This window comes from Sphaerotilus natans (assembly GCF_900156335.1).
GTDB lineage: Bacteria > Pseudomonadota > Gammaproteobacteria > Burkholderiales > Burkholderiaceae_C > Sphaerotilus > Sphaerotilus natans.
Genome location: NZ_FTMZ01000004.1, coordinates 257,088 through 278,070, shown reverse-complemented (window position 1 = coordinate 278,070; position 20,983 = coordinate 257,088). Strand labels below are relative to the sequence as shown.

Sequence of the window (20,983 nt, the reverse complement as noted above, 5' to 3'; positions counted from 1 at the left end):
CGGCCATCACGGGCCGCCGCGGCATGAAAGGCATCTGGCGCGCATCCGGGCCGGGTGCCTTTTCTCGTTTGGCATGATGCCGATGCCGATGCCGCTGAACGCCTTCAGCACTGGCCTGACCCCGCCACCCCATGAACTCCCCTTCCATTCCCGCCCCGGACTCCGGCCTGTGGGCGCTGCTGGCGATGGCGGCGCTGCACGGCATCGCCGCCGACGAGGCGCAGCTGCGTCACCAGCATGGCCGCGAGCCCTTCGACCTGCAGCGCCTGCTGCTGGCGGCGCAGCAGCTCGGGCTGAACGCGCGCTCGGTGCGTCAGGATCCGCGTCGGCTGGCGCGCGCGCCGCTGCCGGCGGTGGCGCGCGATGCGGCCGGGCGCTTCTTCGTCGTCGCGCGCATCGAGGGCGCGGCCGCGCTGCCGGCCGGCGCCGAGCTGCCGGGCAGCACCCGGGTGCTGATCCAGCGCGCGGGCGAGCCGCCGGCGGTCATCGCGCTCGAGGAGCTGCTGCGCCTCTGGACTGGCGAGCTGATCCTGTTCACCAGCAAGGCGAGCTTTTCCGGCGCGATGGCGAAGTTCGACTTCACCTGGTTCATTCCGGCGGTGGTCAAGTACCGCCGGCTGCTGGCGGAAATCCTGCTGATCTCGCTGGTGCTGCAGCTCATCGGCCTGGCCACGCCGCTGTTCTTCCAGGTGGTGATGGACAAGGTGCTGGTCAACCATGCGATGCAGACGCTCAACGTCATCGCCATCGGCCTGATCTGCGCGATGGTCTTCGAGGCGCTGCTGTCGGGCATCCGCACCTGGGTGTTCGCGCACACCAGCAGCAAGATCGACGTCGAGCTGGGCGCACGGCTGTTTCGCCATCTGCTGAACCTGCCGCTGGCGTATTTCCAGTCGCGCCGCGTCGGCGACTCGGTGGCGCGCATCCGCGAGCTCGAGAGCATCCGCAGCTTCCTGACCGGCAATGTCATGACGCTGGTGCTGGACCTGCTGTTCTCCTTCGTCTTCCTGGGCGTGATGCTCGGGTACAGCGTGACGCTGACGCTGGTGGTGCTGGCCTCGATCCCGGTCTACGTGCTGCTGTCGCTGGTGTTCACGCCGGTCATCCGCCGCCGCCTGGAGGACAAGTTCAACAAGGGCGCGGAAAACCAGTCCTTCCTGGTCGAGACGATCAGCGGCATCGACACCGTCAAGTCGATGGCGGTGGAGCCGCGCTGGATCCAGAAATGGGACCAGCAGCTCGCCGCCTATGTCTCGTCGGGTCTGGCGGTGACCAATGTGACCACGGTGGCCGGCGGCGGCGTCGCGCTGACCAGCAAGCTGGTGACCGCGGCGATCATGTGGATCGGCGCCACGCTGGTGATCGACAAGCAGCTCACGGTGGGCGAGCTGGTGGCCTTCAACATGCTCGCCGGCCAGGTGTCGAGCCCGATCCTGCGGCTGGCGCAGCTCTGGAACGACTTCCAGCAGGTCGGCATCTCGATGAGCCGGCTGGGCGACATCCTCAACACGCACCCCGAGGTCGCCGGCCAGAAGACCCGGCTGCCGCGGCTGCAGGGCGCGATCGAGTTCGACCAGGTCTCCTTCCGCTACCGCCCCGACGCCGCCGACGTGCTGCGCCAGGTGTCGCTGCGGGTGCGCCCGGGCGAGGTGATCGGCATCGTCGGGCGTTCCGGCTCGGGCAAGAGCACGCTGACCCGGCTGGTGCAGCGCCTCTATGTGCCCGACCGCGGCCGGGTGCTGGTCGACGGCCAGGACCTGGCCGTCATCGACACGCCCAGCCTGCGCCAGCAGATCGGCGTGGTGCTGCAGGAGAACACGCTGTTCAACCGCTCGGTGCGCGACAACATCGCCTTGAGCCACCCGGCCGCGCCGATCGAGCTGGTGATGCAGGCGGCGAAGCTGGCCGGCGCGCACGAGTTCATCTGCGAGCTGCCCGAGGGCTACGACACGGTCGTCGGCGAGCATGGCACCGGCCTGTCGGGCGGGCAGCGCCAGCGCATCGCCATCGCACGCGCGCTGATCACCAACCCGCGCATCCTGATCTTCGACGAGGCCACCAGCGCGCTCGACTACGAGAGCGAGAAGATCATTCACGACAACATGCGCCTGATCTGCCAGGGCCGCACCGTGCTGATCATCGCGCACCGGCTCTCGGCGGTGCGCGGCGCCCATCGCATCGTGGTGATGGAGCGCGGCCAGATCGCCGAGGTCGGCAGCCATGAGGAGCTGCTGCGCAATCCGCGCGGCATCTACACCCATCTGCACGGCTTGCAGCACGGAGGTGCGGCATGAGCCTGCGCCACCGTCTGCAGGCCTGGGGCGAGCTGCTCGGCCGCTACCGCCGCGCCTGGTCGCACGCCTGGTCTCACCGCCGCGAGCTCACGCCGCCGGCGCATACCGCCGAGGAGGCCGAATTCCTGCCCGCGGCGCTGTCGCTGCAGGCGCGGCCGGTCTCGCCCTCCGGGCGCTGGACCGCGCGGCTGCTGATGCTGCTGGTGCTGGCGCTGCTGGTCTGGTCGGTGATCGGGCGCATCGACATCGTCGTCAATGCCCAGGGCCGGATCGTGCCGCGTGGCCAGACCAAGACGCTGGCGGCGGTCGAGACCGCGCGCGTGCATGCGCTGCATGTCGAGGAGGGCCGGGTGGTGAAGGCCGGCGATCTGCTGGTCGAGCTCGACACCCGCCTGAGCGACAGCGAGGGCCGGCGCGCCGCGCAGGCGCTGGCCCAGGCGCTGCTGCAGGTCGAGCGGGCCGGCGCGCTGCTGGCGGCGCTCGACGGCCGGGGCGACGCGGCGCCTCGGCTGGCCGCGCTGCCGGATGTCGATGCCGTGCAGCACCGCCTGGCCGAGCAGCATCTGCAGGACCAGTGGCGCGAGTACCGCAGCCGGCTGGCGCGGCTCGAGGCCGATGCCGGCCGCCTGGCCCAGGCGCTGCCGCTGGCCGAGCAGCGTGCCCGCGACCATGCCGAGCTGCTGCACAGCGGCGATGTCTCGCGCCATGCCTGGATGGAGCGCGAGCAGGCCCGGGTGGAGATCGCCGGCCAGCTGGCGGTCATCCGCGCGCAGCAGCACGCGCTGACCGCCGAGATGCGCCGCGCCGCGCAGGACAGCCGGGTCGAGGGCCAGCGCCAGGTCGACGCCGCGCGCTCCGAGCTGGACCGGGCGCGCACCCAGGGCGAGCTGCTGCGCCTGGTGGCGCCGGTCGACGGCACGGTGCAGCAGCTGGCGGTGCACACCGTCGGCAGCGCGGTGCCGGCGGCGCAGCCGCTGATGCAGATCGTGCCGACCCAGGCCCAGGTCGAGATGGAGGTGCGCGTCGAGAACCGCGACATCGGCTTCGTGCGCGAGGGCCAGCCGGCGCAGGTCAAGATCGACGCCTTCCCGTACACCAAGTACGGCACCGTGCCGGCGGTGGTCGCGCAGGTCTCGCGCGATGCGGTGCAGGACGAGAAGCGCGGCCCGGTCTATGCGGTGCGCATCACGCTGGAGCAGCCGGTGCTGCAGGTCGACGGCCGGGCGGTACCGCTGACACCCGGCCTGAGCGGCAGCGCCGAGATCCGCACCGGCGACCGGCGCCTGATCGACTATGTGCTGTCGCCGCTGCTGCAGCACAGCCGGGAGAGCCTGCGTGAGCGCTGAGTCGACCTGGCGGGTTCCTGGGGCTGTGGCGCTGCGCCGGGTCGCGCTCATGCTCGCGATCACGGTGGCGCAAACGTCGGCGGCCACCGAGCCGCCGGATCTGCTGCGTCTGGCTCCTGGTCCATCGGTGCCCGATCTGCTGCACGATCCGTTGCAGGTGCCTCAGCTCGCCGGACCGCAGGCCGTGCCGCCGCCCGTCTGCGCCGATCCGCTCGAGGACGCCCCGCCGCTGTCGCTGGCCGAGGCGCTGGCGCTGGCGCTGTGCCGCCACCCCCAGCTGGCCCAGGCCCAGGCCGAGCTCGAGGCCCAGGCTGCGGCGCTCGGCGAAGCCCGCGCCGCCTTCTGGCCGCGGCTGCAGGCCAGCGTGTCGCGGCAGTCGACCACCACGCTTCACACCGGCAGCGGCCAGTCGGTCGATCAGGCCAGCACCGCCCGCAGCCTGGCGCTGAGCTGGCGGCTGTTCGACTTCGGCACCCGCGCCGGTGCCCGCGACGGGGCGCAGCGGCTGCTGGCCGCGGCCGCAGCAGCCCGCGATGCGCTGGTGCAGCGGCTGATGGCGTCCCTGGTCTCGGCCTATTTCGAGGCGATCACCGCGCAGGCGATGCTGACGATGCGCGAGCAGGCCCGCGCGCAGGCGCAGGACGCGCTCGACACCGCGCAGCGGCGCGAGCGCCACGGCCTGGTGGCCGGCAGCGACGTGCTGCAGGCGCGTGCGCAGCAGGCCCGCGCGCAGCTCGCGCTGGAGCGTGCGCGCGGCGAGGCGCAGCGCGCGCAGGTCACGCTCTCCGGTCTGATGGGCCTGGCCGACGGCACGCGGTTGCGCCTGCCCGCGCAGCTCGACCCGGCGCAGGACGAGGAGACCGAGGATCTGCCGCGCTGGCTCGACGAGGCGCGCGCGCGCCATCCGTCGATCCTGGCGGCGCAGGCGCGGCTGCAGGTGGCCCGGCTGAAGGTCGGCAGCGTGCGCGCGGAAGGGCTGCCGACGCTCGACGCCAGTGCCGCCCGCCATGTCGACGGCCAGCCCGACCAGGGGCTCTACGCCAGCGGCAGCCGCGTGACCACCTATGGCCTGCGGCTGACGCTGCCGCTGTTCGACGGCTTCGGCCACACCTACCGCATTCGCGGCGCGCAGGCGCAGCTCGCGCAGAGCGAGGCCCAGCTCGAGCAGGCGCGCCAGCAGGTCGCGCTCGAGGTGCTGCGCGCCCATGCCGACGCGCTCTCCGCCCGGCGCACCCTGCCGGCCGCTGCGGATCTGGCGCTGGCCGCCGAGGCCGCCAGCGCCAGCGCCACGCGCCGCTACGACAAGGGCGTGGCCGACATCTCCGAGCTGCTCTCCAGCCAGTCGCTGCTGGCCGAGGCCCGGCTCGAGCAGGTGCGCGCGCTGGCCGGCTGGCATGCGGCGCGGCTGCGGCTGCTGGCCGCGGCCGGGGTGATGCAGCAGGTGGACGGAGCGGGGGGCACGCGGGTGCGCTGAGACCTCCGTCGTGCGCGATCAGCCGCCCAGCCCCGCAAACACGTTCTGCACATCCTCGTTCGCATCCAGCGCCGCCAGGAAAGCCTCGACCTCTTCGAGCTGTTCCGCGCTCAGGCTGTCCGGCGCGACTGGGTTCTTCGGCTTGTAGCCGAGCTTGGTCGACAGCACGGTGAAGCCGTGGGCGGGCAGGGCGCGGCTGACCAGATCCAGCTCGGTGGGCGCCGTGTAGAACAGCGTCGTGCCGTCTTCTTCACCCGCTTCCAGGTCCTGCGCACCGGCTTCGATGGCGGCCATCTCGGGGTCGGTGCCGGCCTTGGCGTCGGTCGGTTCGGCTTCGATCATGCCGAGGTGGTCGAAGTCCCAGGCGACCGAGCCGGAGGTGCCGAGCTGGCCCTTGCGGAACAGCACGCGCATCTCGGAGGCCGCGCGGTTGACGTTGTCGGTCAGGCACTCGACCATCACCGGCACGCGGTGCGGCGCGAAGCCCTCGTACACGACGTGTTCGAAATGCACCGACTCGCCCGTCAGGCCCGCGCCCTTCTTGATCGCCCGGTCCAGCGTGTCCTTGGGCATCGAGACCTTGCGCGCCTGCTCGATCACCAGCCGCAGCCGGGCATTGGCCGCCGGGTCGGCGCCGTGGCGGGCGGCGATCATGATGTCCTTGGCGAGCTTGCCGAAGAGGCGGCCCTTGGCATTGGCGGCCAGGTCCTTGTGCTTTGCTTTCCACTGCGCGCCCACGGCGGCTCCTGTGTTCGAGGTCAGCCGGGCAGTCTAGCGCCAGCGCTGGCGCTGGCCGGTCAGCCGGCGTCCTTGGCGATCCACGCCAGCACATGCGTGCGCAGCAGCGGCAGCGTGTTGAGCATCGGGTACAGCCCCGGCCAGATCCGGCACGCCGGGCGCGCCAGTGGCGGTGCCAGCGTCACCCGCTGCGCCTCGATCCGGCCTTCGGGAAACAAGGCGCGCACCCGCTGCAGCGGCACGCCGCGCACATCCCGGTTGCGCGGGTTGTTCAGGGTGAAGTCGTACCAGAGCACCGCCCCGCCTGGCTTCACCCAGCGCCACATCGTCGCCGCCAGCCGCTGCTGGAAGGCGTCGTCCAGCAGCGAGGAAAAGACGGTCGACTGCAGCACCAGATCGGCGCCGGCCTCGGGCAGCGGCGCGGCGCAGGCGTCGCCCAAGTGCAGCGCCACGCTGGCGGGCAGCACCGCACGGGCCTCGGCATGACGCTCGGCCAGCAGCTCGAGGCCGCAGAGGTGCTCGGGGCGGAAGCCGGCGCGCAGCAGCTCCAGCAGATTGCCGCCGGCACCGCAGCCGACCTCGATCACCCGCCGCTGCGCCAGGTCATGCCAGCCGTGGCGCGCGAACAGGCCGAGCATCGCGCGCTGGCGTTCCTGCACCGTCTGCCAGACATCGGGCTGCAGCAGGCTGTAGCGATCGGCCAGGCCGGCGGCGGCGCGGCGGGCGTAGCGCTGTTCGATGCGGGCGGTCTCGCCATCGGCGCGAGCGTCGGGTAGAGGAGGGCTGGCCATGGCTGCGGATGCTGCCACGGCGGCGGCCGGCCGGCGAGGTCAGGATGTCCCGAATCACCCGCCCAGCAGCAGGCCGAGCACCTGCCGGGGCAGCGCGGCGGCCTGCCCCTGCAGCGCCTGAGCGGCCTGGGCCAGCACCTGCTGGCGGGTGAGCGTGCCCAGCTCGGTGGCCATGTCGGCATCGAGCAGACGCCCACGTGCCGCGCCGAGGTTCTCGAGGGTGCTGGCGCCCAGGTCCAGCGCACGCTCGAGCTGGCCGTGCAGGGCGCCGAAGCGGCCGCGGTACTGGCCGACCCGCCCGATCGCCCGATCGAACGCGGTCAGACTGGACTCGGCCGCCTCGCGGCTGGCGAGGCCGACGCCGGACAGCCCCAGCGAGCCGCTGTCGGCGGGCAGCACCTCCAGCGACATCTGCTGCACCGGCTGCCCCGCATCGGCCTGCAGCAGCACGCTCAGCCGCGAGCGGTCGATCGCACGGTCGACCGCCTGCGCATCCGACCAGCTGGCGCGGGCCTCGAAGCGGCCGGCGCCGGTCACCATCAGCAGCAGCGGCTGTGTCACCTCGCCGATCGTCAGCATCTCGTGGCGCCAGGGGCCGCTGACCTGGCCGTCGTCGGGCGTGCCGTCATGGTGGTCGCCGTCGCCGCTGTAGCCCAGGGTCATGCCGCCCAGGCTGGTGCTCATCAGGCTGACCGGTGCGCCGCCCGGCACGCCGGGGTCGACGAAGCCGCTTCGGCCATCGAGCAGCGCGCCGGCCTCGAGCCGTGCGCCGGCCTCGAAGCCCAGCGTGCGCAGCATCACCTGGCCCTCGAGCTGCTCGGCCGTGCCGATGCCGTTGCCGCGCCAGCCGATGTCGTGCAAGCCGGTGCCCAGCACATGACGGCCATCGGTCGTGAAGACCTGCAGGTCGTCGTCGGCGCCCAGTGCGTCGATCTCCACCTGCACATTGCGCATGCCGGCGGGCAGATAGGCCAGCGGCCGCAGGCCCGAGTTCAGCGACAGGGTGCGTCCGGTCTGGCCGAAGACCTCGTCCAGGGTCGGCGTGAGCCCCGAGGTCCGCGGCGCGCTCAGCAGGCTGTGGCCGAACAGCCGCGTGCCGGTGGCGATGGCGTCGATCTGGTCGATCAGCGCGCGCAGGCCCTGCTGCAGCCCGGCCCGGTCGCTGTCGTCGAGGTGGGCGCTGGCGGAGGCCAGTGCCAGCTCGCGCCCCTGCTGCAGCAGCTCGGCGATGCGCCCCAGGCCGTCGTCGGCTTGCTGGACCCGACCGATGGCTTCGTTCAGGCCTCGGCCGATCACGCCCTGTGCACGCAGCGTCGTGGTCAGCCGCTCGGCGATCGCCAGGCCCGCCGCATCGTCGCCTGCGCGCTGAATGCGCAGGCCTGTGGCCAGCCGCTCGAGCGGCCGCAGGCGCTCCTGCTCCGAAGGCAGGCGAATCAGGCCGGCCTGCGCGACCGACATCATCGCGGAGAGACGGGCCATCCGCACATGCTAGGCGCGGCCGGCCCCCGGCCAGCCGTGGATCAGCTCCCGAATCCGATCCTGAATTCGATCCCGAATCGGGGGCCGCCGCGCACCGGCTTCAGCGCACCGCGTCGATGAAACGCTGCGCCAGCACCGGGTAGGTGTGATGCGCCTGCACGAAGGCGCGGCCGCGCTCGCCCATCGCGCGGCGCTCGGCTGCTGGCAGCGCGGCGAGGCGGCGCAGGCCTTCGGCCACCGCGTCCGGGGCTTCCGGCGCCACCGTCAGGCCGCAGCCAGCCTCGGCGACCGGGTCGTTGCCGGCCTCGACCGAGTGCAGCACCGCGCAGCCGGCCATCATGTAGTCCATCAGCTTGTTCGGCGCGATGCCGAAGCGGTAGATGGGCACGCGCTGCCAGCCGATGTAGGCGATGTCGATGCCGGCCAGGAAGCTCGGGATCTGCCGCTTCGGGATCGGCGCGAGCATCGTCACGCTGGCCTCCAGGCCTTCGGTGCGCACCCGCTCGGCCAGGCGCGCGCGCTCGTGGCCGCCGCCGACCAGCACGAAGGCGATCGCCGCACCGGCGTCGCGCAGCCGCTTGGCCGCGTCGAGCAGCGTGTCGAGCGCGTTGGGCAGGCCCATCGAGCCGGCGTAGCCCACCACCGTGCGCCCCGCGGCCCGCGCCGCCGCGACCGCGCCGGCCACGTCCTCGCGCAGCGGCTCGGGCGTGCCTTCCCATTCGTCGAGCGTGATGCCGTTGGGCACGATGTGCAGCTTGCGCAGGTCCAGGCCGCGTCCGGCCATGTGCGCATGCACCTTGGGCAGCATCGACACGACCACGTCGGCGTCGCGGTAGGCATCGTCCTCGGCCTTCTGGCACAGCCGGATGAAGGGGTGGTGCGGCGACATGCCGCCCAGCTCGATCGGCGACAGCGGCCAGAGGTCGTGCACCTCGAAGACCAGCTTCGCGCCGGCCAGCCGCGCCAGGCGCCGCGCCACCCAGATGTCCATCGGGTAGGTGCTGGAGGCGATCACCACGTCGGGGCGGAAATGCCGGGCGATGCCCGGCGCGGCGCGCCAGACCTGGCTCAGGAAGGCCCAGATGTTCTTCACCCGGCCCAGGCCGTTGCCCTGGTAGGGCGGGCCGGGAAACCACAGATAGTCGATGCCGTCGATGTCCTGGTGCTCGGGCTGCTCGACCGGGCGGCCACGCGGCGTGGGCGCGGTGGCGCGCACATGCGAGGTCGCGCAGGCCACCATCTGCACCCGGTGGCCCAGGCGCACCCATTCGCGCGCGAGGTAGTAGGGACGGAATTCCATGCCGAGCGCAGGGGCGCCGGCATAGTGGTTCAGGTAGAGAAGATTCATCGGGCTCCGGGGCAGCGGCTCACATCAGCTCGGCCATGCGGTCGAGCAGGCCGACCACCGCCGGCGCGAACTGGCCGTGCAGCCGCACCCATTCATGGTTGTCTCGGCCGATCTCCAGCGCCTGCGGCAGCAGCGGTGCGAGCTGCATCGGCAGGTTCATCAGCTCGATGGGCGTGTCGGTCAGGATCAGGCCGTTGTGACCGGAGCGTACCAGCTCATGGTTGGCAGGCAGGTCCGACAGCACGGGAATGCAGCCGCTGGCCATCGCCTCCAGCACCGACACCGCCACCGAATCGCTCGAGGGCAGGCTGAGGTACCACTGCGCCTGCTCGTAGTGGCGCTGCTGCGTCGCCGCGTCGAGCCTGCCGACGAACTCGACATGGCGCGACAGCCCCAGCTCGGCCACGCGCGCCTCGAGCGCACCGCGCAGCGAGCCGTCGTTGGCCACCGTCAGCCGCGCCTCCGGGTAGGCGCTGGCGAGGCTCGCGAAGGCGGCGATCACCCGCTCGGGGCGGTAGATCGGCTCCAGGCCGCGGTTGGCGAAGAAGGTCCACGGCGCCTTGCGCACCGGCGCGGGCGGCATCCGCTCCAGCCCGAAGGGGAAGACCTGCACCTCGGCGGCGCCGAGCTGGCGCATCTGCGCGGCCATGTGCTCGGAGTCGCTGGTGGTCAGCGTGCTGGCGCGCAGCACCTGCGAGGTGATCCAGCGGTAGTGCGGCCCGCGCTGCGGCGTCACCAGGATGTCGCTGCCCCAGGCCGAGGCGCAGATGCGCCCGCGCAGCTTCCAGCCCTTCTTGGCCGCCACGGTCAGCGTGCCGTGCGAGGTCAGGTAGTGCGGATGCAGCCAGTCGGCGTCGACCTGCTGCAGCCAGCGGCCCAGCTCGGGCAGCCGGCGCAGCACGCCGACATTGCCGCCGCCGTGGCGGGTGTCCTCGCCGAGCGCGAAGCGGCAGCGCTCGGGCACCAGCGTGTCGAAGCCCGGCGCGAAGCCGCGGCTGGAGGCCACCCACAGGTCGACCTGCGGCGCCAGCGCGCGCGCCCATTTCAGCAGGTGCGGGCTCTCGGCGTCGCCGATCAGCACATGGCGCCAGCGGCCGTAGGCAGGCGGGTCGGTTTCTGGCAGGGCTTCGGGAAGGTCGCGGATCAGTCGTCGGGCCATGTCAGCGGCGGTGTGTGTCGTCGTCAGCCGATCCGGGCGCCGGTGCGGCGCTCCAGGCGGCGTGATGCTCCCTGCATTGCGGATGTCGTTGCAGCAGTGTCGCATCCCCGTCGCGGCTGTCGCCGACCACTTGCGCCGGGCTGCCCTCCAGGATCGCGAAATCCGGAAACGAACCCCTCACCCGGGTGCCGGCGCGGACCACGCTGCCGCGGCCGATGCGGCTGCCCGCCTCGATGACGCAGTGCGGCCCGATGTAGCTCCAGGCGCCGATCTCCACCGGCGCGGCGATCCAGCCCGGACGCTCGCCCGGTCCGGCCCAGGTCGCGAAGGCGGGCCCGAGCAGGCGCAGGCTGCGGTGCGAGCTGTGGGTGACGATGGCGCAGTGGCTGGTGATCTGCACGCCGTCGCCGATCGTCACGCCGGCGCTGGCCTCGATCAGGTTGAAGTGACCGATGAAGACATGGTCGCCCAGGCGCAGGCCGGCTTCGTGCTCGATGCAGGTCGACGGCGCGATGCGGGTGTGCGGCAGGTCGCGCCCCTGGGAGCGTTCGCCGAACAGCACACGAAACCGCAGCGGCCACAGCAGGCGGCGGCGCCAGCGGTTGAGGGCGGCGCGCAGCGCCAGGGTGTTCATCGCGGGGTCTCCTCGACCGGCCAGGTGGCCAGCCGCCAGAAGTAGAAGCCGAAGTACAGCAGCATCGCCAGCGACACCGCCAGGCCGGCGCCCTGCAGTCCACCCAGGTGCAGCCCGAGTGCCAGCGCGCCGACGAAGGCGAGCTGCCCGAGCAGCGCCAGGCGCAGCGCCCAGCCCTGCGCCTGCCAGGCCATGGTCACCACCGCCAGCGGCGCGGCGACGAAATGCACGCCGATGTAGGGCGCCAGCACCGCGGCCAGCTCGCCGGCCGGGCGCCATTCGTCGCCGAAGAACCAGGCGAACACGACCGGCGCCAGCAGATGCAGGCCCAGCGCCAGCGCGGCGCCACCGGCCAGCAGCACCGCCATCACCCGGCGCACCATCGCGCGCGCGGCCGGCGTGCTGCCGCCGGCGGCGACCAGCTTCGGATAGAGCGCCTGCGACACCGCGCCGCCCACCAGCGTGGCGGGCGCCTTCAGATAGCGCAGCGACAGCGCCCAGAAGCCGGCCGCCGCCGGCCCGAGCTGGGCGGCGATCAGCGCCACCGCCAGCGTGTCCTGCAGCGCGCCGGCGAAGGCATGCGGGGTGTTGAGCAGCGGGAACTCGCGGTGCCGGCGCGCCATCTCGCGCTCCAGGGCGCGCTCGGGCGCCGGGGTGTGGCGCAGCCCGCCCAGAGGCAGGCGCAGCAGCGCGATCGCGCCGGCCACCGCGGCGATGCTGCCGGTGATCAGCCCGCCCACGCCCCAGTGCAGCCAGCCCAGCAGCAGCTGCACCAGCGTCGTGCCGGTGTGCTGGCTGAAGCGCGCCGCGGCCATGTCGGCGAAGCGCTGCTCGCGCGTGGCCCAGAGCGTGGCCAGCGAGGCCAGGCTGGCGCTGGCCACCGCTGCCGGCAGCGCCAGCCATCCGGGCTCGTGCCGATGCCAGGCGACCAGCGCGCCGGCGGGCACGCACAGCAGCGTCAGCGCCAGCAGCAGGCGCAGCGACAGCCGCCGCAGCGCCTGGGCCTCGGCCTCGTCGCGGGCCAGCGGCAGCGCGAACTCGTAGCGGCCGCAGCCGATCACCGCCAGATTGACCGCCACCGAGGCAAAGAGCTGGAAGCGGCCGAACTCGTCCGGGCTGTAGAGCCGCGTCAGCAGCGGGCCCAGCAGCAGCGGGATGGCCTGCGCCGCCGCGCTGCCCAGCAGCAGCATCAGGCTGGCGCGCAGCAGCCCGGCCGGCGCCCGACCGGCCGGCGGCGCGGGGGAATCGCTCATCGGATGGCGATCAGGCGCTGGCGGCCAGTCCGGCCAGCGCCTGGGCCAGCGCCGCGACGACGCGGTCCTGATCGGCCTCCGTCAGATCCGGGCTCATCGGCAGGCTCATCACGCGAGCGGCTGCCGCGATGCTGTTCGGGCAGCAGTCGGGGCAGCAGCCCGCGGCGTAGGCGGCCTGGTGATGCAGCGGCTTGGGGTAATGCACGGCGGTCGGGATGCCGGCGGCCTGCAGCGCCGCCTGCACCTTGGCGCGCTCCGGCACGAACACGGTGTACTGGCCCCAGACGCAGTCGCGGTCCGGCCGCACCGTCAGCAGGCCGAAGCCGGGGTGCCGCGCCGCCAGCGGCGTCAGCAGCGCGCGGTAGCGCGCGCCCAGCTCGCGCCGGCGCGCCAGCTCCCACTCGAAGCGCGGCAGCTTGGCCAGCACGACCGCGCACTGGATCGTGTCCATGCGCCCGCCCACGCCGACGCGGGTGTGCGTGTAGCGCGCGCTCTGGCCGTGCACGCGGATCTCACGCGCGGCCTGCGCCAGCGTGTCGTCGTCAGTGAAGAGCGCGCCGCCATCGCCATAGCAGCCCAGCGGCTTGCTCGGGAAGAAGCTGGTGCAGCCGATGGTGCTGGTCGCGCCGCTGCGCCGGCCCTGGTAGGTGGCGCCGAAGCTCTGCGCCGCATCCTCCACCACCGGCAGGCCGTGGCGCGCGGCGATGGCGTTGATCTCGGCCATGTCGGCGACCTGGCCGTAGAGGCTCACCGGCATGATGGCGCGCGTCTTCGGCGTGATCGCCGCCTCGACGAGGCGCGGATCGATGTTGCAGGTGTCGGGCTCGATGTCGACGAAGACCGGCCGCGCGCCCAGCAGCGCGATCACCTCGGCCGTGGCGGCGAAGGTGAAGGGCGTGGTGATGACCTCGTCGCCCGCCTTCACGCCCAGCGCCATCAGCGCGATCAGCAGCGCCTCGGTGCCGCTGGCCACCGTCACGCAGTGCTTCGTGCCTGCGAAGGCCGCCAGCGCGGTCTCGAGCGCCTTCACCTCCGGCCCCATGATGTACTGGCCGTGATCGAGCACGCGATGGATCGCCGCGTCGATGTCGGTCTTCAGGGCGGCGTACGGGGTCTTGAGGTCGATGAATTGCATGAGGATTGCGACTGAATCAGGGCAGCCGAACGAATCGTTGGGGGTGAGACAGTCCAGCCAGAGCCAGCTTGTGGGCTTCTTTGCTGTTATGCGGAATGCGGTTATCTCCCGTGGCTGCCAGCCACCGGTAGATGACGCTCGTGTGCGGTCTGGCAGATTGCTCCAGCGCCAGAAGTTCTGCAAAAGGGGCGGTCTTCAACTTGCACTTCAGCCAGTTGAGTTTGTCTAGCATTTTCTGAACTTCGCCAGTACTGGATGCCGGGTGGGGTTCGACCCAAAGAAAGAACTCCTCACCCGCCGTCGTTGAAAGACCCAAGCCGTAGTCCCAGCGTGGTTCGTTCGGCTCTTCTTTGCAGAAATGTGCATCGGTATCGATGCTCGCGGTGTGTTTGTGCCCGCTCGTCAAGGCTACTGCCTCTCGGTATTTGGACTCGACCGCAGATTTGCCAGATTGCGGTTCCAGTCCTGCTGCGCGGGCGGCCTGTGCGAATGCCGATTCAGGGGCCGGTCGGCTGGTGCGATTCTTTCCCGCCATTAGCGTACCCTCCCTGCTCGTGCGTCAGCTCTGTTCACTGCTGATGCGATCGCATCGTTGACCCTCGAAGAGAACCCGGTGATGCCTCCCCATTCGGATTCGGCTATCGCCTCGGCGCCAGGGCTGAGGTTCGAAATGTCGCGCACAGTGTGCTGCCGATCGAAGTAATAAACCCGGTAGTTCTTCTCGAGCGCTGTTCTGCCCAGTTCCTTGGACGGGGCTGTGGCCTTCAGGTCGAACAGTCTGCGGACATCCGATTCGTCCGCGCCAAGTTTCTTGAACTCTTGCAAGGCCCAGACCATCTCCAGCACCACAGGCGAATGCGTTGAGATGACAACCCGGTAGCCGCGCCGCAGTAACTCAAGTACCATCAGCAGCACAGCGGCGATGCCTTGGGGGTGCAGGCCCATCTCGGGCTCTTCGATTACCACCCATTCGATCGCTTCGTCTTTACTTTGGCCGGACATGCGCCGGGGCTGGCGGACTTGACATAGCCAGTACACGCCCATCAGCAAGGGCGTGAATTCCCTCTGTCCAGCCGACCAAGACAAGAACCCCAGGGAGTTGGGCTGCCCTTCTAGCTTCAGTGCCAGTCGCTTGGTGAAGTTGGACTCGTCTATCAGCAGCTTGCTGTCACCAAAAAGGTGTTGGTTGATCGGTTCGCGCAGACTTTCATTGAGCTTGCGTGGTGCAGGGAACAGTTCGCCTTTTGCACCGAATTCGTTCTGAATCAGATCATGTACTGAGTCGCTGAATGCGCGCAGCGTGTACGGGTCGCCGTAATTGAATTGACCGAAATTCTGAGACACGCCGCCCGGCAGGCTCATGACGCGCTGCGCAGGAATGTAGAAAAGCCGCTCGTGCTTGATGCGGCCTTTGGGCGATTTCCCGGGCGAACAATAGTCCGGCAGACTGATCTTCCTGCCGTTCCAGGTCAGCGCCGAGGTGTCCTTGTTCCAGGCCCCGGCCATCCCGCCACCAAAATAGCCTTCCAGAAAGGCTTCGGCCCGTCCGGCGACATTGACGTTGTGGTGGCGGAAGGTGTCGTGGATGTGATCGCGGTCGATCAGCAGCTTGAGCGTCTGCAGGAAGATGCTCTTGCCGGTGGCCTGTGGACCCACGATCACGGTCAGGTCGCCGAAGGTCACGTCGGCCGACAGGATGGGCCCCAGATGTTCGACCTGCAGGCGCGGAGGGGCCGCTGGTTTGGTGGTGCGGTGACGTTGGCTCGTGAGCGAGGGCTCAGTCGTGGCCTGTGGGCTGCTGTTGTCGGCCATGTGTCACTCCACCCTGGTCACGACCTCGCCCCGCAGCCGATACCGCTCCCCCGTCGCCGGGCACGTCGCCTCGCCCTCGCCGCGCACCGGCAGGCCCAGGCGCTCGCCGTGGCGGCTCATCCAGCCGATGCGCCGGGCCGGCACGCCCACCATCAGCGCGTGGGCCGGCACGTCGCGGTTGACCACGCTGCCGGCGCCGATGAAGGCGTGTTCGCCCACCGTGGTGCCGCAGACCAGGGTGCAGTTCGCGCCCAGCGTGGCGCCGCGCTTCACGACGGTGCGCAGGTACTCGTGCTTGCGCGACACCGCCGCGCGCGGGTTGTAGACGTTGGTGAAGACGACGCTGGGGCCGCAGAACACGTCGTCCTCGAGCGTGACCGCGTCGTAGACCGAGACGTTGTTCTGGATCTTCACGCCCGCGCCGATCTCGACGTCGTTGCCGACGAAGACGTTCTGGCCGAGCGAGCAGCCCGCGCCGATGCGCGCGCCCGCGCAGACATGGCTGAAATGCCAGACCTTGGTGCCGGGCCCGAGCTGCGCGCCCTCGTCGATGATCGCGGTGTCGTGGTGCCAGGCGGGTGCGTCCATGTCGGTTCTCCGGGTTGAAGGGGCGGTCGGGCGGGGCTCAGAACACCAGCGGCAGACCCACGCGCACGCCGTCGCGCGCCGAGCGGTAGCCGGCGATCAGCACCTCCAGCGAGCGCAGCCCGCTGTAGCCATCGACCTCCGCGTGCGCTTCGCCGCGCAGCGTGTCGATGACGTTGGCGTAATAGAGCGGGTGGCCGAAGCCGTAGACCGAGGTGGTGGCATAGCTGGCCGCCTTGATCTGCTCGTCCTCGGGGCTGGGCGCGTCGAATTCCCAGTGCTGGATGTCGTTGACCGCCACGCCGCCGATGCGCACCGTGCCGCGCTCGCCGAGCACGGTGATCGAGCCTTCGAGGTTCTTCGGGTACGTCAGCATCGTCACGTTGATGCTCGCCAGGCCGCCGGCGCGCAGGCGCAGGCTCATCACGCCGGAGTCCTCGGCCTCGATGTCGCGGCCCTGCGTGGCGGTGTAGGCGTGCACGTTGTCGACCGGGCCGACCAGCCAGTCGACCATGTCCACGTAATGGCTGGCCTGGTTCATGAAGGCGCCGCCGTCCATGTCCCAGCGGCCGCGCCACGGCGCCTCGTCGTAGTAGCTCTGCGGCCGGGTCCAGAAGACGTTGACCGTCACCATGTGGATGCGGCCGAAGCGCTTGTCGTCGATGGCCTTCTTGAGCAGCTGCATCGTCGCGTTCAGGCGGTTCTGCTTGACGACGAAGAGCTTGACGCCGGCGTCGCGGCACTCGCGCACCATCGCCATGCCCTCGTCCCACTTGGTGGCCATCGGCTTCTCGGACAGCACATGGCGGCCGGCGCGCGCGGCGCGGATCGCCTGCTGCGGGTGCAGGCCGCTGGGCGTGGTCAGCACGACGATGTCGGCGTCGGCGTCCGTCAGCATCGTTTCCAGCGAGGTGAAGGCGCGCGCGCCGGTCTGCGCGGCGGCGGCCTGGGCGCGCTCGGGCAGCTTGTCGCACACGGCCACCAGCTCGGCGCGGTCGGCGTGCTGCGCCAGCGCGCCGAAATGGTTCTTCGCGATGCGGCCGCAGCCCACCAGGGCGAAGCGGATCTTGCGGTCGGTGATGGGGAAGGCGACGGTCATGGTGGAAAAGAGGCTGTGCAGGCGCGCGAGGCGGTCGATCGATTTTAGGCGGCGGCCCGGGCGGGCCTAGAATCGCCGCGAAATCCTTCCCTCCACACGACACCCGCCTGCCGCGCCCGCCGCGGCCGGGCCGAGCCGAGCCGACGATGAGCCACGCCGCCCCCACCCCCGTTCCCGCCGACGACAACCAGCTGATCGCCGAACGCCGCGAGAAACTCAGCCAGATCCGCGCCCAGGGCGTCGCCTTCCCGAACGACTTCAAGCCGCGTGACCACGCCGCCGACCTGCACGCCGCCGCCGAGGGCAAGGACAACGAGGCGCTGGACGCCGCGCCGGTCAGCGCCTGCATCGGTGGCCGCATGATGCTCAAGCGCGTCATGGGCAAGGCCTGCTTCGCCACGCTGCAGGACGGCAGTGGCCGCATCCAGCTCTACATCACCCAGGACAATGTCGGCGCCGAGAAGCTGGCCGACTTCAAGCGCTGGGACCTGGGCGACATCCTCGGCGCCGAGGGCACGCTGTTCCGCACCAAGACCGGCGAGCTGTCGATCAAGGTCAGCTCGATCCGCCTGCTGACCAAGGCGCTGCGCCCGCTGCCCGACAAGTTCCACGGCATGACCGACCAGGAACAGAAGTACCGCCAGCGCTACGTCGACCTGATCACCGACGACGCCGCGCGCGCGCGCTTCCGCGCCCGCTCCAAGGCGGTCTCCAGCATCCGCGAGTTCATGATCGACAACGGCTTCCTCGAGGTCGAGACGCCGATGCTGCATCCGATCCCGGGCGGCGCCAACGCCAAGCCCTTCATCACGCACCACAACGCGCTCGACCAGGAGATGTTCCTGCGCATCGCGCCGGAGCTGTATCTGAAGCGCCTGCTGGTCGGCGGCTTCGAGCGCGTGTTCGAGATCAACCGCAATTTCCGCAACGAAGGCATCTCGGTCCGGCACAACCCGGAATTCACGATGATGGAGTTCTATGCGGCGTACTGGAACCATCACGACCTGATGGACTTCACCGAGAACCTGCTGCGCCAGGCGGCGATCGCCGCCACCGGCGCGGCCCGCGTGACCTACGCCGGCAAGGAAGTCCATCTGGACGAGCCCTTCGCCCGCCTGTCGGTGCGCGACTCGCTGGTGAAGCACGCCGGCCTGACCGAGGCTGAGGCCGACGACGCCGACGCGATCCACGCCAAGCTGAAGTCGCTCGGCGAGGAGCCGCCGAAGCACTGGGGCCTGTCGCAGCTGCAGTTCGGCCTGTTCGAGGCGGCGGTCGAGGAGAAGCTCTGGCAGCCGACCTTCATCATCGACTATCCGGTGGAAGTCTCGCCGCTGGCCCGCGCGTCGGACACCAACCCGGCGATCACCGAGCGCTTCGAGCTCTTCATCACCGGCCGCGAGTACGGCAACGGCTTCTCCGAGCTGAACGACGCCGAGGACCAGGCCGCGCGCTTCCAGTCGCAGGTCGCCAACAAGGAGGCCGGCGACGACGAGGCGATGTTCTTCGATGCCGACTTCATCCGCGCGCTGGAATACGGCATGCCGCCGGCCGGCGGCTGCGGCATCGGCATCGACCGCCTGATCATGCTGCTGACCGACTCGCCCAGCATCCGCGACGTCATCCTCTTCCCGGCGCTGCGCCGCGAGGGCTGAGGCACGTGGACATCGGCGTCATCGGCATCGGCAACATCGGTCTGGGGCTGGCGCAGCGCCTGATCGACCGCGGCCACGGCGTCAACGTGCGCGACCTGCGCAAGGTGCCCGAGCGCATCGCCGCGAAGTCGGGCGCGCGGGTGCTGCCGACGCCGGCAGCGGTGGCCGAGGCCTGCGAGCTGCTGATCATCGCGGTGGTCGACGCGGCGCAGGTCGACGAGGTGCTGTGCGGCCCGGGCGGCGTGCTGTCGGCGCCGCCGGTCGACGTGATGATCTGCAGCACGCTCGCGCCGGCCGAGGTCGAGCGCTTCGCGCGGCTGGTGCGCGCGCGCGGCGCCGAGCTGCTGGACGCGCCGGTCTCCGGCGGGCCGCTCAAGGCGCGCAACGGCACGCTCAGCCTGATGCTGGCCTGTGCCGAGGCGGCGCGGCTGCGGCACGCCGCGGTGCTGGCCGATCTGGCCGGCTGCACCTTCCTGGTCAGCGACAAGCCGGGCGACGCGGCCCGGGTCAAGCTGATCAACAACCTGCTGGCCGGCGTGCATCTGGTGGCAGGCGCCGCGGCGCTGGCCACCGGCGAGCGCCTGGGGCTGGACCCGCGCCTGCTGCAGCAGGTGATCTCGGCCAGCTCGGGGCAATCCTGGATCACCGATGACCGGATGCCCCGTGCGCTCGACGGCGACCATGCGCCGCGTGCGCACATGCAGATCCTGACGAAGGATCTGACGCTGGCGCTGCAGATGCTGCAGGCCGCCGGCGAGCGCTCGCCCTTTGGCGAGGCGGCGCTGGCGGCCTTTCGCACCGCCTGCTCGACCGGTCTGGCCGAGCATGACGACGGTGCGGTGCTGGAGCTGTTCCGGCGGCGGCAGCTGGCCGCGCCGGGCGGCTGAGCGACGACGCGGTCGCCCAGCTCGGCCTGGCCGGACTCAGCGCAGCGTCGGCGTGCTGCCGGCGGTGCTGCGCGCCTTGGCGGCCGGGCGAACCCGCACCGCGGCGGGCTCGTCGGCATGCAGGCGCTCGAACTCTCCGCTGGCCTGGGCCTCGCGCAGCTCGGCGATCACCTCGGCGCGGGTGCGCGGGGTGGCGGCCACCGTCAGCACCGGTGCGTGGTTGTCGTCCCAGATGAAGTTCAGGCCAGCCTGCTGCGCCTGCTGCAGCTCGGCGATCACTTCGGCGCGGGTCTTCGGCGTTCCGACACCTTCATGCCCGAAACTGCGCGGGCTCTCGTCGGCCCACGCGGCACCCGACAGCGTCGCGGCGGCCAGCAGGGCGATCAGGGCGGGGAGGGTCTTCTTGGTGGGGGTCATGGTGGGGCTTCCTTCGTGAGTGCTGTCCATGTCCGTGACTGTATTGAGATGAAATGAGTTTATAAATCGCTAAAGATTCAATGAAACATTCCTGATAAATAAACAATAGAGCCGGGAATTTCTGGAATTCCTTGAGCCGTGCGTCCGGTACTTGCCGGACACTGTTCATTGCTGTCAGCAGCGCCGGGGGGCCGTGGATGCTGTATCCCGCGGCGGCGCTGCCTGGAGTCGATCGATGAATGCCACATCCCTGTCCGGACCGACGCTGGAGGCGCTGGGCGCCACGCTATGGCGCGAGCTGGCCGGCGCCGCTCAGGACCGTGCCCATGAATGGCGCCAGCCGGTGCTGGCCACCGTTTGTCCGGAGTTCGGGCCGCAGGCGCGCACCGTGGTGCTGCGCGAGGTCGATGTCGCCTCGCGCACGCTGCTGCTCTACACCGACGCACGTTCGCCCAAGGTGGCCCAGCTGCAGGCCGATCCGCGTGCGCAGCTGCTGTGCTGGTCGCGGGCGCTGGGCTGGCAGCTGCGGCTGGGCGGGCGCATCCTGGTCAGCACCGAAGGGCTGGACGTGACCTCGCGCTGGGCGCTGCTGCGCCATACCCGCGCCGCGCAGGACTATCTGTCGCCGCAGCGTCCCGGGCAGCCCATCGCGGTCACCGAGGTCGATGCCCCGGCCGAAGGCCTGGCCGAGACCGAGCGCGCGGACAGCTCGCGAGCCGAGCGTGCTCACTTCGCGGTGCTGCGCCTGCGGGTCGAGCGCATGGACTGGTTGTCCCTGGATCCGCAGGGCCATCGCCGCGCGGTGTTCGATGCGCGCGACGCCGGACTGTCCGGACGCTGGTGCGTGCCCTGAGGATCCGCCTGGCGGCGTGCGCGCCCG

At 70.9% G+C, this 20,983-nt stretch carries 19 protein-coding genes; 6 read left to right on the top strand and 13 right to left on the bottom strand.

Annotation, left to right across the window (positions count from 1 at the left end; translation table 11 throughout):
* Nucleotides 1-131 precede the first annotated feature (131 nt).
* The 3 genes from BW996_RS06000 to BW996_RS05990 are packed head-to-tail and all read left to right on the top strand — an operon-like array spanning nt 132 to nt 5,114.
* Complete coding sequence (locus BW996_RS06000) at nt 132-2,294, top strand: type I secretion system permease/ATPase (RefSeq protein WP_037481673.1); 2,163 nt, start codon at nt 132-134, stop codon at nt 2,292-2,294.
* Nucleotides 2,291-3,640, top strand: coding sequence for an HlyD family type I secretion periplasmic adaptor subunit (locus BW996_RS05995; protein ID WP_037481676.1), 1,350 nt, complete (start codon nt 2,291-2,293; stop codon nt 3,638-3,640). Before BW996_RS06000 ends, BW996_RS05995 begins: the two co-directional genes overlap by 4 nt.
* Complete coding sequence (locus tag BW996_RS05990) at nt 3,630-5,114, top strand: TolC family protein (RefSeq protein WP_162177973.1); 1,485 nt, start codon at nt 3,630-3,632, stop codon at nt 5,112-5,114. The genes BW996_RS05995 and BW996_RS05990 overlap by 11 nt, the downstream gene beginning before the upstream one ends.
* 18 nt (nt 5,115-5,132) lie before the next feature.
* Here the strand turns inward: BW996_RS05990 and BW996_RS05985 are convergent, their stop codons facing one another.
* From BW996_RS05985 to BW996_RS05935, 12 genes are all read right to left on the bottom strand, one after another.
* Nucleotides 5,133-5,852 (bottom strand): YebC/PmpR family DNA-binding transcriptional regulator, encoded by a 720-nt coding sequence (locus BW996_RS05985; protein WP_076458740.1) that lies wholly within the window; start codon nt 5,850-5,852, stop codon nt 5,133-5,135.
* A 59-nt stretch (nt 5,853-5,911) separates the two neighbouring features.
* Complete coding sequence (locus BW996_RS05980) at nt 5,912-6,643, bottom strand: class I SAM-dependent methyltransferase (RefSeq protein WP_076458737.1); 732 nt, start codon at nt 6,641-6,643, stop codon at nt 5,912-5,914.
* 54 nt (nt 6,644-6,697) lie between these two features.
* Nucleotides 6,698-8,122 (bottom strand): flagellin family protein, encoded by a 1,425-nt coding sequence (locus BW996_RS05975; RefSeq protein WP_139330763.1) that lies wholly within the window; start codon nt 8,120-8,122, stop codon nt 6,698-6,700.
* Nucleotides 8,123-8,222: 100 nt separating this feature from the next.
* Nucleotides 8,223-9,470, bottom strand: coding sequence for a glycosyltransferase family 4 protein (locus BW996_RS05970; protein ID WP_037484819.1), 1,248 nt, complete (start codon nt 9,468-9,470; stop codon nt 8,223-8,225).
* A gap of 19 nt (nt 9,471-9,489) precedes the next feature.
* Nucleotides 9,490-10,629, bottom strand: a complete 1,140-nt coding sequence (locus BW996_RS05965; RefSeq protein ID WP_081838266.1) for a glycosyltransferase — start codon at nt 10,627-10,629, stop codon at nt 9,490-9,492.
* Nucleotide 10,630: 1 nt separating this feature from the next.
* Complete coding sequence (locus BW996_RS05960; protein WP_241462044.1) at nt 10,631-11,263, bottom strand: acyltransferase; 633 nt, start codon at nt 11,261-11,263, stop codon at nt 10,631-10,633.
* A complete protein-coding gene (locus BW996_RS05955) occupies nt 11,260-12,516 on the bottom strand; it encodes a lipopolysaccharide biosynthesis protein (protein WP_051632213.1) in 1,257 nt (418 codons plus the stop codon). Before BW996_RS05955 ends, BW996_RS05960 begins: the two co-directional genes overlap by 4 nt.
* 10 nt (nt 12,517-12,526) lie before the next feature.
* Nucleotides 12,527-13,651: a DegT/DnrJ/EryC1/StrS family aminotransferase gene (locus BW996_RS05950; protein WP_037484821.1), complete on the bottom strand. Its 1,125-nt coding sequence runs from the start codon at nt 13,649-13,651 to the stop codon at nt 12,527-12,529.
* Nucleotides 13,652-13,667: 16 nt separating this feature from the next.
* Nucleotides 13,668-14,186, bottom strand: coding sequence for a hypothetical protein (locus BW996_RS21235; protein ID WP_139330762.1), 519 nt, complete (start codon nt 14,184-14,186; stop codon nt 13,668-13,670).
* On the bottom strand, nt 14,186-15,463 hold the full coding sequence (locus tag BW996_RS05945) for an AAA family ATPase (RefSeq protein WP_081838267.1): 1,278 nt from the start codon (nt 15,461-15,463) through the stop codon (nt 14,186-14,188). The genes BW996_RS21235 and BW996_RS05945 overlap by 1 nt, the downstream gene beginning before the upstream one ends.
* Nucleotides 15,464-15,466: 3 nt before the next feature.
* Nucleotides 15,467-16,051 carry an acyltransferase gene (locus tag BW996_RS05940; protein ID WP_037484823.1) on the bottom strand — a complete coding sequence of 195 codons (585 nt, stop codon included), beginning with the start codon at nt 16,049-16,051 and terminating at the stop codon, nt 15,467-15,469.
* A 37-nt stretch (nt 16,052-16,088) separates the two neighbouring features.
* Entirely contained in the window at nt 16,089-17,147 is a 1,059-nt protein-coding gene (locus tag BW996_RS05935) for a Gfo/Idh/MocA family protein (protein WP_037484825.1), read from the bottom strand.
* Nucleotides 17,148-17,293: 146 nt separating this feature from the next.
* Between BW996_RS05935 and lysS the strand changes: the two genes are divergently transcribed.
* Together lysS and BW996_RS05925 are read left to right on the top strand one after the other, a co-directional pair.
* Entirely contained in the window at nt 17,294-18,799 is a 1,506-nt protein-coding gene (gene lysS, locus BW996_RS05930; protein ID WP_037484827.1) for a lysine--tRNA ligase, read from the top strand.
* 5 nt (nt 18,800-18,804) lie between these two features.
* Entirely contained in the window at nt 18,805-19,686 is an 882-nt protein-coding gene (locus BW996_RS05925) for an NAD(P)-dependent oxidoreductase (protein WP_051632214.1), read from the top strand.
* Nucleotides 19,687-19,722: 36 nt separating this feature from the next.
* Here the strand turns inward: BW996_RS05925 and BW996_RS05920 are convergent, their stop codons facing one another.
* Nucleotides 19,723-20,103 (bottom strand): DUF4148 domain-containing protein, encoded by a 381-nt coding sequence (locus tag BW996_RS05920; RefSeq protein ID WP_051632215.1) that lies wholly within the window; start codon nt 20,101-20,103, stop codon nt 19,723-19,725.
* A gap of 235 nt (nt 20,104-20,338) precedes the next feature.
* Between BW996_RS05920 and BW996_RS05915 the strand changes: the two genes are divergently transcribed.
* Entirely contained in the window at nt 20,339-20,956 is a 618-nt protein-coding gene (locus tag BW996_RS05915; protein ID WP_037484832.1) for a pyridoxamine 5'-phosphate oxidase family protein, read from the top strand.
* The last annotated feature ends 27 nt before the right edge of the window (nt 20,957-20,983 follow it).